Here is a 14,583-nt window from a genome sequence, read left to right on the forward strand (position 1 = left end):
TATTCCTCCTTATTTTTTGCTTTGTTTAGCTTGAATATATTTTTCGATATCAGATAAACGCTTTTGACCATCATTGAAATATTTTTCATCATATTTTTTAGATTTATTAAAATAATTACTAAAATTTTCGCCTAAAACCATTGCAACAATTCCACGATCAAAATTAGCTTTACCATTTTTAGGTTGGGCTTTTAATGTTGTATCTAAAAATTGAGCAGCTTCAGAAAAATTTCCCAATGCCATTAAACTACTTCCTAAAAGATAGTTAACATCTGGATCTTGTCTTCTAAATCCTTGTGCAGTTAAAGCAAAAACAACCGCTTTTTTGTAATCTTTTTTTCCCATATAACTTTGAGCTAACATAATATATGAATCTGATTTAAGATCTGAACTACTCAAAGAATTAAATTGTTCAATCGATTTATCAAATTCACCAGCAGCATAGTAAACATTCCCTAAGCCATAAGTTAAAACTTCTTTAGCTTTTTTACTTTGATTTGCAAATAATCCCAAGGCTTTCATCATTAGCTCTTCTGCTTGAGTAAAATTATGCAATTCAACTAAAAAAGCACCTAAATCATAATAAGTTCGATAATCATGTGGGTGTTCATCAATATCAGTAACTAAATTGTGTAAAGTTTTGTCAGCTTTTTTTTGTCTTTTTTCATGTTCTTTTTGAACTTGAGATTGTCTATTTTTTAACTTTTCATCATTATTTTCCATAATATCACCTATATTAAGTCAGTCTTATCTAAATTCTTATTTAAATAGTCAGTATCGTTCCATTTAATTAAATGAAAGCTGTAACCATTATCATTAGTTTCTAAAATGGTGGTGCTAGTATTAGCTAATCCACCACGATTTCTAACATCTTTAATTGGGGTATCCAATAGTGCATTAATAATGGCTTTAAGCGCAGCACCATGACTAAAAATAATTACGTTACTATAATCATTATTATTTTTAACTATTGATTGAATTGCAGGCCGCATTCTATTAATAACATCAGAAAAGCTTTCTCCACCAATTTCCTTAGCATCATACTTTTCCGGATGATTCCTAAAATTATTAAAAGATTCAGGATATTTCTTTTCTACATCCAAAAACTTTTGGCCTTCCATTTTACCTAAATTGAACTCTTCTAAACGGCTCCATAAAGATAAATTAGGTCGATGATCTAATTGATTAATTACCCTGTTAGCAGTTAATCTGGCCCGTTTAATTGGACTAGAATATGCATGTGAAAATTTAATTGTCTTCAGTTCAGTAGCTAATTTATCCATCTCATTATAACTTTGTTGCAATAAATCAGAATCGCCTCCTGCACCTTGATAACGACTTTCTAAATTCCATTTTGTTTTGCCATGTCTTATAAAATATAATCTCAATTTTATCCCTCGTTAAAAAATTATTATATATATTATCTCAATTTACCAATATAAATTCAAAGTTTTAAACAAAAAAAGTCTTTAAAATATTTTTTAAAGACTTTTTATAGTTAAATATATTGTAATTCTTTGTCATTTTGAAAAGCAGCATCAATAATGCCTGATCCTAAACATTCATCGCCATCATAGAAAACAACTGCTTGACCAGGAGTAACGGCTCTAGCCGGTTCATCAAAAATGACACGTAATGACTTACCATCATCATTCAAATGAACTGTAACGTTAACATCAGTTTGACGATAACGGAACTTGGCAGTACAACGAAAATCATTGCCACGGTTAGTAATATCATTAATCCAGAAAATATCAGAGGCATCTAAATAATCAGCATACAAATGTTTATTTTCATATCCCTTACCAACGTATAAAATATTTTTGGATAAATCTTTACCAACAACAAACCATGGACGGTTGTCGGTGCCATCGCCACCGATACCAAGGCCACGACGTTGACCAATTGTATAGTACATTAAGCCATCATGAGTACCTTTAACTTCACCATCAAAAGTCATCATTTTACCTGAAGTTGCAGGTAAATAATTACTTAAGAATGATTTAAAGTTTTTTTCTCCGATAAAACAAATTCCCATAGAATCTTTTTTATCAGCAGTTGCAAGGCCTGCTTCTTTAGCGATTTCTCTAACTTTTGGTTTTTCCATATCACCAATTGGGAACATAACACGATCCAATTGTTCAGCTGACAATTGGCTTAAGAAGTAGGTTTGATCTTTATTATCGTCACTCCCTCTTAATAAATGGTTATGCCCTTGACTATCTCTTTCCAAACGAGAATAGTGGCCAGTAGCAATATAATCAGCACCTAATTCTAGTGCATAATCTAAAAATGCTCTAAATTTAATTTCTTTATTACAAATAACATCTGGATCAGGTGTTCTACCCTTCTTGTATTCTTCTAAGAAATAAGTAAAGACACGATCCCAATATTCTTTTTCAAAGTTTACAGAATAATAAGGAATCCCAATTTCAGAAGCAACTTTAGCAACATCTTTATAATCTTCAGTTGCTGTACATACTCCATTTTCATCGGTATCATCCCAATTTTTCATAAAAACCCCGATAACATCATAACCCTGTTGCTTCAATAAATAAGCTGAAACAGATGAATCTACTCCACCTGACATTCCAACAACAACACGAGTCTTACTATTATCTGTCATATAAAACTCACCATCATTTCTTCTAGATTCATAGAATCTACGATTTGAAGGTCGCATATCCCATAGTTGCTATAATACATATTTTAGCAATCAAATGCAATAAATTCACAAAAAAAGAAACGCCCAGGCGTTTCTTTTTATTTTTTAATAAAAACTTCTCGTTCAACAAAATTATTCATTAAAAATTGAAATTGCTGAATTAAATTATCTTTATTAGTATTTTTAAAAATATTAACTTTATTCATTCCATTACCACTAACTGTAGACATTTTGAACGATTTTAAATCAGCCTTAAAGGTGATTTTTAACTTTATTCCTTTGTAAGGATCTTCAGTGTCTAAAGATTGTTCAAATGCAAAGTTACCTGCATTAGTTTTACTGAATCCAGTATCAGTTAATGTATAACGTTTGATTGATGGATTAATTGAATAAACATTAGAATCACCATCAATTTTATTTTCAGTTGAAAAAGCCATTTTAAGTTCTCCTATCTTTTTATCCGATTTACAATTCTTATTAAAGAAGTTACAAACGAATCAATATCATCATCAGTAGTAAATTTACTAAAACTAATTCTGATTGATTGACTAATCCGTGGACTTTCTTTCCCATACATTGCAATTAAAACATGTGATGGTTCAATACTACCAGCAGTACATGCAGACCCAGAAGAAACAGCTATACCATCTAAATCAAGATTAGTTTGTAATAGATCAGTTGGAACATTTTTAACCCATAGATTAAAAACATGCTGCAAGTTATTGTTGTCCATAGAGCCATTAACTTCAAAATCAATATTATTATTTTTTAATGTTTCAATAATTGTACGTTTAAATCCTACATAACGATCATGTAATTTTTTCTTTAATTCAGGAGTAGCTAAAGAAACCGCTGTTGCAAAGCCAGAAATAGCCGGAATGTTTTCAGTCCCAGCACGACGCTTATCTTCTTGATCTCCACCCTTGATAAAACTAGGAAAACTAATTCCTTCTTTACGATACAAAAATCCCATCATTTTAGGACCATTCAGCTTATGCGCTGAAGTAGATAACATATCAATATAATCAGCTTTTACATCAATATTTGATAGCCCATAGGCTTGTACTGCATCAGTATGAAACCAAGCTTGGTGATCTTTTAAAATTTTCCCAATTTCATGAATTGGCATATGTGAACCCACTTCGTTATTACCAGTCATGATTGTAACTAAAATAGTATCGTCATCTAAAGCAGATTTCAAATCATCAATGCTGATTTGACCATTTTTATCTACCGGAAGATAAGTTACTCTGAATCCATTATTTTCAAGAAAAGATAATGGCTTTAAAACTGCTTCGTGTTCAATTGCAGTAGTGATAATGTGATTACCTAAACTTTTTCTAGCTTCAGCAGTTTGCATAATTGCAGTATTATCACTTTCAGTTCCACCACTAGTAAAAATAATTTCATCTGATTCGGCATTAATACTTTTAGCAATAATATCTCTACTATCTTCTAGAATTGTATGGGCTCTTCTACCAAGTCCATATAAAGTTGAGGCATTACCATATACATTTTTAAATTTATCATACATATCTGCTAAAACTTCATCGTCAATTTTAGTAGTAGCAGCATTGTCTAAATAAATTTCTTTCAAGTATATTCAATCCTCTCTAATTATTTATTTTCAAATAGGTTCAATAACATCTTAGCAGAACGTTTACCTGCATCAATAATAAATTTATCAAAACTATTATCTGCATCCTCGTCTCCAACATCGGACATAGCTCTCACAACAACATAAGGAATGTTAAATTGATTAGCAATTTGACCAACGGCAGCACCTTCCATTTCACATGAAAGTGCATCTGGAAATTCTTTTAAGATATTGTCGATTGCACTTTGACTAGCAATAAATTGATCTCCAGTAACTATCAGACCATGTTTCACGTTTAGACCAACATTTTCTGATGCTTCTGCTACTTTACTAGTCCATTCTTTAGAAGCTTCAAATCTGGCTGGTTGGCCAGGTAACTGTCCATATGCATATCCGGCTGCTTTTGCATCAACATCGTGGTATGCCGTCTCACTAGAAATAACAACATCACCAACTGATAATCCAGTACCAATTCCACCAGCAGATCCAGAGTTAATTACAATATCAACATTAAAATTAGTAATTAGCATTGCAGTAGTAGATCCTGCTTCAACCTTACCAATTCCTGATTTAACTAATACAACTGATTTTCCAAAAATATTTCCTTCATGAAAAATAACTCCATGAATATTAGTTTGCTTATCATTATCAAGTGAAGAAATCAATGTTTTAATTTCTTCATCCATTGCACATAAAATTCCAAATTTCATAATTAATCACCAATCCTATGGATTAAAGAAAAACAAGATTAAATAGGTAATAATAATTCCTAATATAAGCCAAAAAATTATCCAATTTAAAATTTTCTTTAATCTACTATTTTTTTGTTCAAATTTGTTTTTGTCATTAGTTTGTTTGCTTTTATGATACTCTTCCCTGGTTAAATCAGCATTATTTTTCATAACACTCAACACCTACTTTTTTTGTAACAACTTCCAGTAGAAAATTGCAGTAATTGTTTTTGCATCTTCAATTTTACCACTGTCAATTAAATTCATTGCTTCTTCCAAAGTGTATTCATCAATATTTAAATATTCTCCCTGATCACGTGGAAGTTCGTCACTAACTGGTTCCAAATCAGTTGCCATATAAAGATCCATATATTCATCAGAAAATCCAACAGTAGAATAAAATCCAGTAATTCTTTTTAAATTATTGGCATGATATCTAGTTTCTTCATTAAGTTCTCTAATTGCAGCATGTTTTGATGTATCATCACGATTGTCTACCTTACCAGCTGGTATTTCCAATGTTGATTTGGAAATTGGTGCACGCCATTGTCTTTCTAATAACATTTTATTAGATTTAGTAATAACAAGAATGCCAACAGCTTTTGAATGATGAACAACATCTCTTGTGGATGTATCTCCATTAGGTAATTTAACTGTTTGTTTTTCAACGTCAATAATTGAACCTTTGTATTTAGGTTCAACTTTGATTACTTTTTCTTCTAAATTCATAAAAAATCACCTTTTTCATTAATAATTTCATTTTATCGATATTTTAATCTTTTTTCAATGAATCGTTATCTTCTAAAAAAGTAATTTTAACCGCTTGTTGGCCTTTTTGTCCCTCAGCAATTTGATATTCAACAGCTTCTCCAATTTTAATGTCAGCTGCTTTTTTATTACTTACAGCAGAAGTATGGAAGAATACTTTATTTTTATCTTGCCCTTTTAAAAATCCAAAACCATGTTCCGGATTAAAATTGTTAACTTTTCCTTTTATCATAATAACTCTCCTTAAAATAAAAAAGCTGGGATTAAATCCCAGTCAATTTTATTATTTTTCTTCAAATCCTTCAGATGCAGTTTCTGGGAAGTTTGCACGAACGATTTTAGCGCAACGACCACAGAATTTAGGATAATCAGCATCAGATCCAACATCAGTACTAATTAAACGACAACGCTCACAAGTATCCCCTTCAGCATGATCAACTTTAATAGCTAATTCATTTCTAAAGTTTTGTGCATCTTCTGGTGCATTATCAATAGTATCGATAGACATTTGAGAAACCATCAAGATTTGTTGAACATTTGCATCTAATTTATCAAATAATGACTTAGTTTCACCACTTAAATATAATGATAAATTAGCTTCAGAAGCTTTACCAATTAATTTATCATCACGGGCTTCTTCTAAAGCCTTTAGTACATCATCACGAAGCTTCATAAATTGTGACCAATTATCGAAAATAGCATCTTCATTATCAAAATGTTTAACTTCTGGCATTTCAGATAATTGTACAAAATCTTCTGATTCTTTTAAGAATGGCCAAATTTCTTCGGCAGTATGAGGAAGAATTGGTGTAATTAATTTTGTAATAGAAACAACTGCATCATATAAAACAGTTTGCATAGATCTTCTACTTAAACTATCTTTTGCATCAATATATAAAATATCTTTTGCAAAATCAAGATAGAATGCAGATAAATCAGAGTTAATGAATGATTGTAACTTACGATTTAGACTTAGAAAATCATAATTATCATAATCATTTTTAACTTCACTAATAAATTTATTTAATTTTACCAGCATATATTGATCAACAGGTGCCATATCAGCAAATTCTACAGTATCTTCTTTAGGATCAAAATCAGAAGTATTAGCTAACATATATCTAACTGTATTTCTGATCTTTTTATATGAATCAGACACCTTAACAAAGTTTTCCATTGATACACGAACATCAGCAGAAGTATCAACTGAGGTTACCCATAAACGAACGATTTCTGCACCCATCTTCTTAATTACGTCAATTGGTGCGATAGTGTTACCTAGTGACTTACTCATTTTATGACCATTACCATCAAGGGTAAATCCTTGAGATAGTAATTGTTTGTATGGAGCCTTGTTATCATATGCAACACTTGTAATTAAACTAGAATTAAACCAACCACGATATTGATCAGATCCTTCCAAATACAAATCTGCAGGATAAGTTAGGTAGTCTCTTTCAGCACAGACACCTTGGTGTGATGAACCGGAATCAAACCAAACATCCATAATATCATTTTCTTTAGTAAATTTACCATTTGGTGAATGTTCACTAGTAAAACCATCAGGTAATAGATCTTTAGCTTCTTTTTCAAACCAAATATCTGAACCATGTTTAGCAAATAAGTCGGCAACATGACTAGTAGTTTCTTTAGTGATGATAGCTTCGCCATCTTCACCATAGAAAATTGGAAGAGGTACTCCCCAAACACGTTGTCTAGAGATAACCCAATCGCCACGATCTTTAATCATATTATGAAGACGTTTTTTACCCCATCCTGGTTTAAAATCAACATCTTCAATTGCATTTAAAATATTATCTTTAATCTTATCAACGGAAGCAAACCATTGATCAGTTGCACGATAAATAACTGGTTTTTTAGTACGCCAGTCAAATGGATAACTATGAACAACTGGTTCTTCCTTTAACAATAGATTCTTTTCTTTTAATTTATCCAAAGCGATTTCATTAGCATCATCATAAAAGACACCTTCAAAATCTTTCCCCGCTTCTTTGGTCAAATAACCTTGCGCATCAACATCAACAAAAATATCTAATCCATTAGCTTTACCAACATTGTAATCATCTTCACCAAATCCAGGAGCAGTATGAACTAAACCTGTACCTGTATCGATAGTAACAAAGTCACCAAGCATAGTAAGGATCTTACGGTCCATAAATGGATGTTGAGCAAGAACACCTTCAAGTTCTTGACCTTTTACAGTTTTAACAATTTCATAATTTTTCCAGCCAAATGTTTCAGCATCTTTTTCTACTAATTCAGTTGCTAAAACAAATTGTCGATCATCATCTTCTGGTTTAACAACTGAATAGTTGAATCCAGCATCAATTGTAATCCCTTCAGAAGCTGGAATTGTCCAAGGAGTAGTTGTCCAAACAACCATGTAAGTATTATCTTCATCCAATACTCCTTTACCATCGATAACTTTTTCAGCATAAAAAGCAGTTGGAGAAGTAATATCATGATATTCAACTTCGGCTTCAGCTAATGCTGATTCTGAAGACCATGACCAAATAACTGGTTTTTTACCACGATAAATTAATCCTTTTTCAGCCATTTTACCAAAGACGCGAATTTCAGCTGCCTCAAATTCTGGTTTTAAAGTTAAATATGGATTGTCCCATTCAGCTGAAACACCTAAACGTTTAAATTCATCTTTTTGACGTTCCACTTGTTTTAAAGCATAATCATGACATAATTTTCTAAAATCATTAGTTGACATTTTTTTACGGTCATAACCCGCTTGAGTTAATTTTTGTTCAATTGGTAGTCCATGAGTATCCCAACCGGGAACATATGGTGATCTAAATCCATTCATCGACTTATATCTAACAATAAAATCTTTTGAAATTTTGTTCATCGCATGACCCATATGAATATCACCATTAGCATATGGAGGTCCATCATGAAGAATAAATGATGGTTTGCCTTGATTTAACTTTTGTCTTAATTCATATACTTGGTTTTCTTCCCATGTTTTTTGACGTTCTACTTCTTTAACTGGTAAATTACCGCGCATTTTAAACTTAGTTTTTCCTAAATTTAATGTATCTTTTACTCGCATGAACAAACAACTCCTTTTTTAATAAAAAAAGACTTCATCGCAAGGGACGAAGTCTTCGTGGTACCACCCAATTTTAGAATAAATAATTCTATCTTAGTTAATTATATTGAGATTAATAAAGAGATGATCTGTAAATATATTGATTAACAACTAATCTCACACCATACATTAGCTCGCTTATGTTTCAATACAAACTTTCTATTCTCTTACTCAAAACTATTCAAATATATTAAATGAACCATCTGGATAAAATACTGTTACTTTTTTATCATTCAATTCATCTTTACCTGTAGATTTTACGCTATCTTGTTTATAATTGTCAAGCTCATTTACCTTTTTCAAAACATTATCATAATTATCATCTGAAGAATTAATTACTTGATCCCATTTATTATTTTCTAGTAAATCAAGTTGGCTTTGTAATAAAGTCCTAATTTTTTGTTTAAACTCAGAAGTACTTTTATGCAAATCATCATTAACAGTTAATAATGATTTAGCACGTTCAGAAGCATCTTTCATTATATTATTTGACTTAGTTGTTGCATCATCCAATATCTTATTAGCTTTTTTTTGTGATTCTTCAGAAATAGTCTTAGATTCCTTCTTAGCCTCACTTCTCAAATTATCAGCAGCATTCTGAGCTACTATGATTGATTGATTTAAAGAATCTTTCATTCCATCGTATTGTTTTAATTTTTCATCTACTGAATTTAACTTTTTCTTCAATGTTTCATTATCTTCTAAAGTTAATTGATAATCTTTAATAATACGATCTAGATAATCATTAACTTCATCAATATTATAACCTCTCATTTTTACTGAAAATTCTTTATTGTGAATATCTTGTGGACTAAGTACCATTTTAAATTTCCTCCAAATCACTTTTTTAATATTGAAATAAAAGCTTTACTTTTACCCTTTTTAGTTTCTCCATCTTTACTTTCCAGCTTGACCCTACCGTACCTTCTAACAGAAATAACATCATTGACTGACATCTCAGTATCAGGATGATCATGCAAAGTCCAATTTAAATGTACTTTATTATGATTTACTAGTGTCTTGGCATCATTTCTAGAAATATGAAAAGAAGTAGATATAATATTATCCACTCTGAATGAAGACAATATTAAATGTCTTTCTTCCCAATCATTTTCTGGAGTAATGATATTGTCTAAAGAAATTTTTTGAATAGATACTTTAATTTTTCCAATTCTATCTAAAGACATTTGCAAATATTCCGATATTTCTTTAGTACACAAAAATTGCCAATTACAGCCATCAGTCAAAATATCACCAATTGTAGAACGATCAATACCAGACCCCATTAAAGTTCCTAATACTTTACTATGCTTTAAATTAGAAAATTTTTCTGGATAATCAATATTAAAAGCAACAACATTAAAATCTTCTTGTTCTGGAGAAAAATATTCAGGGTATAAAATAGCTCTTTTCATTTCAGAACCATAATACCCACCAAAAGTCGAAATATTAAGCCCTGAATAGCTATTAACAACAGTTTTTAATATATAGATTTCTCTAGGATTTAAAAATTTAGTTAATATCGGACGATATTGATTTATAGAATCATTAGCTAAATCATCACTTGAATCAACAAAAGAACTTTCTTCTTTTCTAAAATGTTGTTTAACATTATTGTTCATCTAATTAATCAAATTCCTTCTATAAAACAAATTAAATATTTTAGTTTAATCTTCGATTTATGTTTTTCTTAAATTCACCATCAACATCATAACTATGTGGAGAAAATAAAAAGACCAGTTCGGAAATTCGTTCAATTTTGCCATCAATAGTAAAAATAACACCATTTAAAAAGTCTATAATTCTTTTGGTAGTTTTATCATCAGCATTATCAAAGTTAATAATTACAGCATAGTTATTAATTAATTTTTTAGCAATAACCTTAACATCAGAATAAATTCTAGGTTCAAAAACTGATATTTTACTATCACTTTTTTTATTATCATTAATAGAAACTATCTTTTGTTTATCTCTTATTGAATGATTGTCTTGTTTTTGTGGTATTTCTTCTTCATCCATACCAAAAAATTTACTAAAACTAAATTTAGATGCCATTTAATTCATTCCTTTCAAGAAATGTTGAAAGTTTCAATCTGCTAATCTTTTTTTTGACGGAACTTGAAAAATGGTGGTAAATCATCACTTGAAGAATTGTCATCTGATTGATTATCAGCTGAATTATTAGCATCAAATGGATCAAATTCTTTCTTCTTAACATTAGCAAAACGACTATTATTAGGCTTATCCGAATCCATATTATCAAGTCCGTTAGAAACATTGTCTGGCTTCTTAGATTCTTTATTATGTCTTGGACTAACAACCTTTCCAGGTTGTCCCATCATTCTACTATTATTTGTATTAGATGATTGGGTTCTATTACCACTCATCATTTCTTCAGGTGTAGTTTCAATTCCAGTAGCAATTACAGTTACTCTAATTTCATCACCTAAATCTTCGTCAATTGAAGTACCAAAAATAATATTAACATCACTAGTTGCAGCTTGAGATACGATATCTGAAGCATCTTGAGCTTCAAATAATGACATATCTGGTCCACCAGTAATATTTAATAATACTTGCTTTGCACCATCAATTGAAACTTCCAATAATGGTGAAGAAATAGCCTTTTTAGTTGCCTCAGCAGTTCTATTTTCACCATTAGCAGAACCAATTCCCATAAGAGCAGAACCTTTATTTTGCATAACTGTCTTAACATCAGCGAAATCCAAGTTAACATAACCAGGACTAGTAATTAAATCAGAAATTCCTTGAACCCCTTGTCTTAAAACGTTATCTGCTTCTTGAAAAGCTTCCATCATAGGAGTCTTTTTATCAACAATTTCTAGTAATCTATTGTTGGCAATAACAATTAAAGTATCAACATTTTCTTTTAATGCTGAAACACCTTCAGCAGCATACTTAGATCTTCTAGGTCCTTCAAAAGTAAATGGTCTAGTAACAACACCAACTGTTAAAGCACCAGAATCCTTAGCAATTTTGGCTACAATGGGAGCAGCACCATTACCAGTTCCACCACCCATTCCAGCTGTAACAAATACCATATCTGATCCTTCAAGTGCTTGAGCAAGTGCCTCTTCACTTTCTTCAGCAGCTTTAGTTCCAACTGATGGGTCTGAACCTGCTCCAAGTCCTCTAGTCAATTTAGGCCCTAATTGGATTTTAGTTTCAGCTTGAGATGTGCTTAGTGCTTGAACATCAGTGTTAGCTACAATGAATTCTACACCTTTAACATCTTCAGCAATCATACGATTGACGGCATTACTACCACCGCCTCCAACACCGATTACTTTAATTTTTGCTCCGCGATCTTCTGTAGAATCTAATGAAAATTCCATGTAAAATTCCTCCGTTTAATCCTTTTTAATTATTCAAAAAATTCTTTGTAAAAGCCATGCCATTTATTTTTAGCACCATTTCTTAATCTAGAAACCATGCCCTTTTTCTTCTTATTATTATTGGCAGGTTGATTATGATTGTTTTCTGATTCATGTTCATCATCAGAAGCATCATTTTGAATAAAGCTATCATCTTCAACATTGCTATTATAATCTTCATTAACAATTTTACCTTCTAAAGAAGAACGTACTAATACTTGAATTTCACTCATGTTAGCACGATATGTTACCAATGACAAAGGTAAAGAAAATGAAGGATGTCTTAATCCCATTTGATTAGGAATATAAACCCTAACATTAGAATTAAATCGATCTGCTGCAAGTTCAGAAATACCTGGTAATGCAGCTACTCCACCAGTTAAAACAATTCCACCTGGTAAATCTAATGCAGAAATACTAGCCAAAGTTTTAGAAATCCGATTAAAGATTTGATCAACTCTTGCTTGGATAATCTCCGCTAAGTATTTTTCCGATAGTTTGATTGGCTGACTTTGTCCAACTACTTCAATAGGGAATTCATTGCCCTCTGAAGCTTCAATAGCATCAGCAAATCCATAATCACGTTTGACCTTTTCAGCGCTTTCAGTGGATGTATTTAGTACCACAGATATATCTTTAGTAATATATTCTCCACCCTCACTATCAACAGTTGTAAACTTAAGTTGATGATCATGAATTACAGAAGCAGTTGTTTGGCCACCACCCAAATCAATCAAAACCGTTCCGAAATCTTGTTCTCCATCATCTAAAATAGTCATTCCCTGAGCTAATGGACTATTAATAATTGCAGAAGGATTTAATCCAGCTTGAGCAACTGATTTTCTGATGTTATGAATAATTGTTTTAGGACCAGTAATAATGCGTCCCTTCATTTCTAGCCTAACTCCAACCATTCCTCTTGGATCTTTAATTCCATCAAAACCATCAACAATAAATTCATCAGGTAATGTGTCAACAATTTCTCTTTCAGGTGGTAAATTTTTAATCATTGCAGACACAGTAACGTTTTTAACATCTGTATCAGAAATTTCTCTTGATTGATCAGAAATAGCAACCATACCACTACAAGGTTCAATTTTTAATTGATTAGCAGGAATGCCGACAATAACATCATTAATTTTAATACCAGATTTTTCTTCTGCCTGATCTACAGCTCTTCTAATGGATTCGGAAGCTTTATCAATATCAACAATTATCCCTCTGTCAATACCATCAGAACGTTCATTTCCTAAACCTAAAACATTCATCTGTCCTTTAACATTTTCAGCAACGATAACTTTGATAGATGTAGTTCCAATATCTAATCCAACATACATTTCAGAATTCATTATCCCAAAGGAACCCTCCAATTAAGATTCAATTTTTGTTAGAATACTCGTTTTTTATAAATTATAGTTATAATTTAATTTTAACATATTATTTTTTAACTCTAAAGACACTTATTTTTGCTTATTTATCGGATATGAATAAGCGCCGACTTCCATATTAATGATACTCTTGTACTTTAATTTGGTAGCAATAGAACGATAAAACTGCATTTTGTAACTAAAATTACTCAACAGTACTAAAACCTTATTTCCGTCCCTCATATATATATGCAATTCATCAGGATATACTTTGGTAGGAGCATAAGATATGACCCTAATATTATCACGAATATCTTTAGGTAGACTCATATATTTATCAATAATTGATTTTAAATTATCTCTGTCCTTAAAATTAACAATATAAGGAAGCTTAATATCGTTAGGGTTGTCTATTGGAGAATTAGAAACACTACCATTTTCTAATATTAAATAATGTGCAAGTCCTCTGGTCTCATAACCAATTTCTTTATAAGGTCTAACTTGAACAATTAATTTATTAAAAGAGAGAATCCTAATAGAAACTGATTTAATTCTGTGATCATTATCTAATAATTTATTAACTATTTTTTTCCTATGACCCACAACTTTAAAAATACTATCCCCAGTGTTAACATTCAATAATTTTTTTACATAATTTTTTGGAATGTAACCATTACCATCAATCTGAACAGAATCAAACTTACTTAATGGAGATATAAGATAGGTCAAAAAAATAAGTGCAAATATAAGTGGTATAAATATTATTAAAGTCTTTTTTAATTTAAATTTTATTTTACCTATCTTTATTTTTTTAAATAAATTAAAAAATTTATCAATAGATTTTTTAATTTCATCTTTAAAAGAGATATTTTTAAACAAATTTGAAAAATAATTTTTAAATTTTTTAAATTGATCTTGTAAAAAATCTTTCATAAA

16 protein-coding genes are annotated in these 14,583 nt (G+C 30.7%); all 16 read right to left on the reverse strand.

The window, feature by feature from the left end; genetic code table 11:
• Nucleotides 1–9: 9 nt before the first annotated feature.
• Nucleotides 10–723, reverse strand: coding sequence for a tetratricopeptide repeat protein (locus tag MOO46_RS02815; protein ID WP_249511503.1), 714 nt, complete (start codon nt 721–723; stop codon nt 10–12).
• A gap of 8 nt (nt 724–731) precedes the next feature.
• Nucleotides 732–1,388, reverse strand: a complete 657-nt coding sequence (locus MOO46_RS02820; protein ID WP_249511504.1) for a histidine phosphatase family protein — start codon at nt 1,386–1,388, stop codon at nt 732–734.
• Nucleotides 1,389–1,498: 110 nt separating this feature from the next.
• Nucleotides 1,499–2,626 carry a tRNA 2-thiouridine(34) synthase MnmA gene (gene mnmA, locus MOO46_RS02825; protein ID WP_249511505.1) on the reverse strand — a complete coding sequence of 376 codons (1,128 nt, stop codon included), beginning with the start codon at nt 2,624–2,626 and terminating at the stop codon, nt 1,499–1,501.
• A gap of 137 nt (nt 2,627–2,763) precedes the next feature.
• On the reverse strand, nt 2,764–3,102 hold the full coding sequence (locus MOO46_RS02830) for a DUF1831 domain-containing protein (protein WP_249511506.1): 339 nt from the start codon (nt 3,100–3,102) through the stop codon (nt 2,764–2,766).
• A gap of 11 nt (nt 3,103–3,113) precedes the next feature.
• Complete coding sequence (locus MOO46_RS02835; RefSeq protein WP_249511507.1) at nt 3,114–4,262, reverse strand: cysteine desulfurase family protein; 1,149 nt, start codon at nt 4,260–4,262, stop codon at nt 3,114–3,116.
• 20 nt (nt 4,263–4,282) lie between these two features.
• Nucleotides 4,283–4,972: a 5'-methylthioadenosine/adenosylhomocysteine nucleosidase gene (locus MOO46_RS02840; protein WP_249511508.1), complete on the reverse strand. Its 690-nt coding sequence runs from the start codon at nt 4,970–4,972 to the stop codon at nt 4,283–4,285.
• Between the two features lie 15 nt (nt 4,973–4,987).
• Nucleotides 4,988–5,164, reverse strand: coding sequence for a hypothetical protein (locus MOO46_RS02845; RefSeq protein WP_249511509.1), 177 nt, complete (start codon nt 5,162–5,164; stop codon nt 4,988–4,990).
• Nucleotides 5,165–5,176: 12 nt separating this feature from the next.
• Nucleotides 5,177–5,722 carry an NUDIX hydrolase gene (locus MOO46_RS02850; protein ID WP_249511510.1) on the reverse strand — a complete coding sequence of 182 codons (546 nt, stop codon included), beginning with the start codon at nt 5,720–5,722 and terminating at the stop codon, nt 5,177–5,179.
• A gap of 43 nt (nt 5,723–5,765) precedes the next feature.
• Nucleotides 5,766–5,993 carry a cold-shock protein gene (locus MOO46_RS02855; RefSeq protein ID WP_249511511.1) on the reverse strand — a complete coding sequence of 76 codons (228 nt, stop codon included), beginning with the start codon at nt 5,991–5,993 and terminating at the stop codon, nt 5,766–5,768.
• Nucleotides 5,994–6,044: 51 nt separating this feature from the next.
• Nucleotides 6,045–8,846, reverse strand: coding sequence for an isoleucine--tRNA ligase (ileS, locus tag MOO46_RS02860; protein ID WP_249511512.1), 2,802 nt, complete (start codon nt 8,844–8,846; stop codon nt 6,045–6,047).
• A gap of 216 nt (nt 8,847–9,062) precedes the next feature.
• Nucleotides 9,063–9,707 (reverse strand): DivIVA domain-containing protein, encoded by a 645-nt coding sequence (locus MOO46_RS02865; protein ID WP_249511513.1) that lies wholly within the window; start codon nt 9,705–9,707, stop codon nt 9,063–9,065.
• 17 nt (nt 9,708–9,724) lie between these two features.
• A complete protein-coding gene (locus MOO46_RS02870) occupies nt 9,725–10,507 on the reverse strand; it encodes a YlmH family RNA-binding protein (RefSeq protein WP_249511514.1) in 783 nt (260 codons plus the stop codon).
• Between the two features lie 40 nt (nt 10,508–10,547).
• Entirely contained in the window at nt 10,548–10,940 is a 393-nt protein-coding gene (locus MOO46_RS02875; RefSeq protein ID WP_249511515.1) for a cell division protein SepF, read from the reverse strand.
• A gap of 41 nt (nt 10,941–10,981) precedes the next feature.
• Nucleotides 10,982–12,241 (reverse strand): cell division protein FtsZ, encoded by a 1,260-nt coding sequence (ftsZ, locus tag MOO46_RS02880; RefSeq protein ID WP_249511516.1) that lies wholly within the window; start codon nt 12,239–12,241, stop codon nt 10,982–10,984.
• Nucleotides 12,242–12,270: 29 nt separating this feature from the next.
• Nucleotides 12,271–13,632: a cell division protein FtsA gene (gene ftsA / locus MOO46_RS02885; RefSeq protein WP_249511686.1), complete on the reverse strand. Its 1,362-nt coding sequence runs from the start codon at nt 13,630–13,632 to the stop codon at nt 12,271–12,273.
• A 108-nt stretch (nt 13,633–13,740) separates the two neighbouring features.
• On the reverse strand, nt 13,741–14,580 hold the full coding sequence (locus tag MOO46_RS02890; protein ID WP_249511517.1) for a cell division protein FtsQ/DivIB: 840 nt from the start codon (nt 14,578–14,580) through the stop codon (nt 13,741–13,743).
• Nucleotides 14,581–14,583: the final 3 nt, after the last annotated feature.

Source organism: Apilactobacillus apisilvae (assembly GCF_023380225.1).
Taxonomy (GTDB): Bacteria; Bacillota; Bacilli; order Lactobacillales; family Lactobacillaceae; genus Apilactobacillus; species Apilactobacillus apisilvae.

Bases quoted from the DNA above. Each gene is read 5' to 3' on its own strand.
- MOO46_RS02865 (WP_249511513.1), bottom strand. From the start codon at position 9,707: ATGGTACTTAGTCCACAAGATATTCACAATAAAGAATTTTCAGTAAAA.
- MOO46_RS02890 (WP_249511517.1), bottom strand. From the start codon at position 14,580: ATGAAAGATTTTTTACAAGATCAATTTAAAAAATTTAAAAATTATTTT.
- ileS (WP_249511512.1), bottom strand. From the start codon at position 8,846: ATGCGAGTAAAAGATACATTAAATTTAGGAAAAACTAAGTTTAAAATG.
- MOO46_RS02845 (WP_249511509.1), bottom strand. From the start codon at position 5,164: ATGAAAAATAATGCTGATTTAACCAGGGAAGAGTATCATAAAAGCAAA.
- MOO46_RS02875 (WP_249511515.1), bottom strand. From the start codon at position 10,940: ATGGCATCTAAATTTAGTTTTAGTAAATTTTTTGGTATGGATGAAGAA.
- MOO46_RS02855 (WP_249511511.1), bottom strand. From the start codon at position 5,993: ATGATAAAAGGAAAAGTTAACAATTTTAATCCGGAACATGGTTTTGGA.
- MOO46_RS02840 (WP_249511508.1), bottom strand. From the start codon at position 4,972: ATGAAATTTGGAATTTTATGTGCAATGGATGAAGAAATTAAAACATTG.
- MOO46_RS02870 (WP_249511514.1), bottom strand. From the start codon at position 10,507: ATGAACAATAATGTTAAACAACATTTTAGAAAAGAAGAAAGTTCTTTT.
- mnmA (WP_249511505.1), bottom strand. From the start codon at position 2,626: ATGACAGATAATAGTAAGACTCGTGTTGTTGTTGGAATGTCAGGTGGA.
- MOO46_RS02830 (WP_249511506.1), bottom strand. From the start codon at position 3,102: ATGGCTTTTTCAACTGAAAATAAAATTGATGGTGATTCTAATGTTTAT.
- MOO46_RS02850 (WP_249511510.1), bottom strand. From the start codon at position 5,722: ATGAATTTAGAAGAAAAAGTAATCAAAGTTGAACCTAAATACAAAGGT.
- MOO46_RS02815 (WP_249511503.1), bottom strand. From the start codon at position 723: ATGGAAAATAATGATGAAAAGTTAAAAAATAGACAATCTCAAGTTCAA.
- ftsZ (WP_249511516.1), bottom strand. From the start codon at position 12,241: ATGGAATTTTCATTAGATTCTACAGAAGATCGCGGAGCAAAAATTAAA.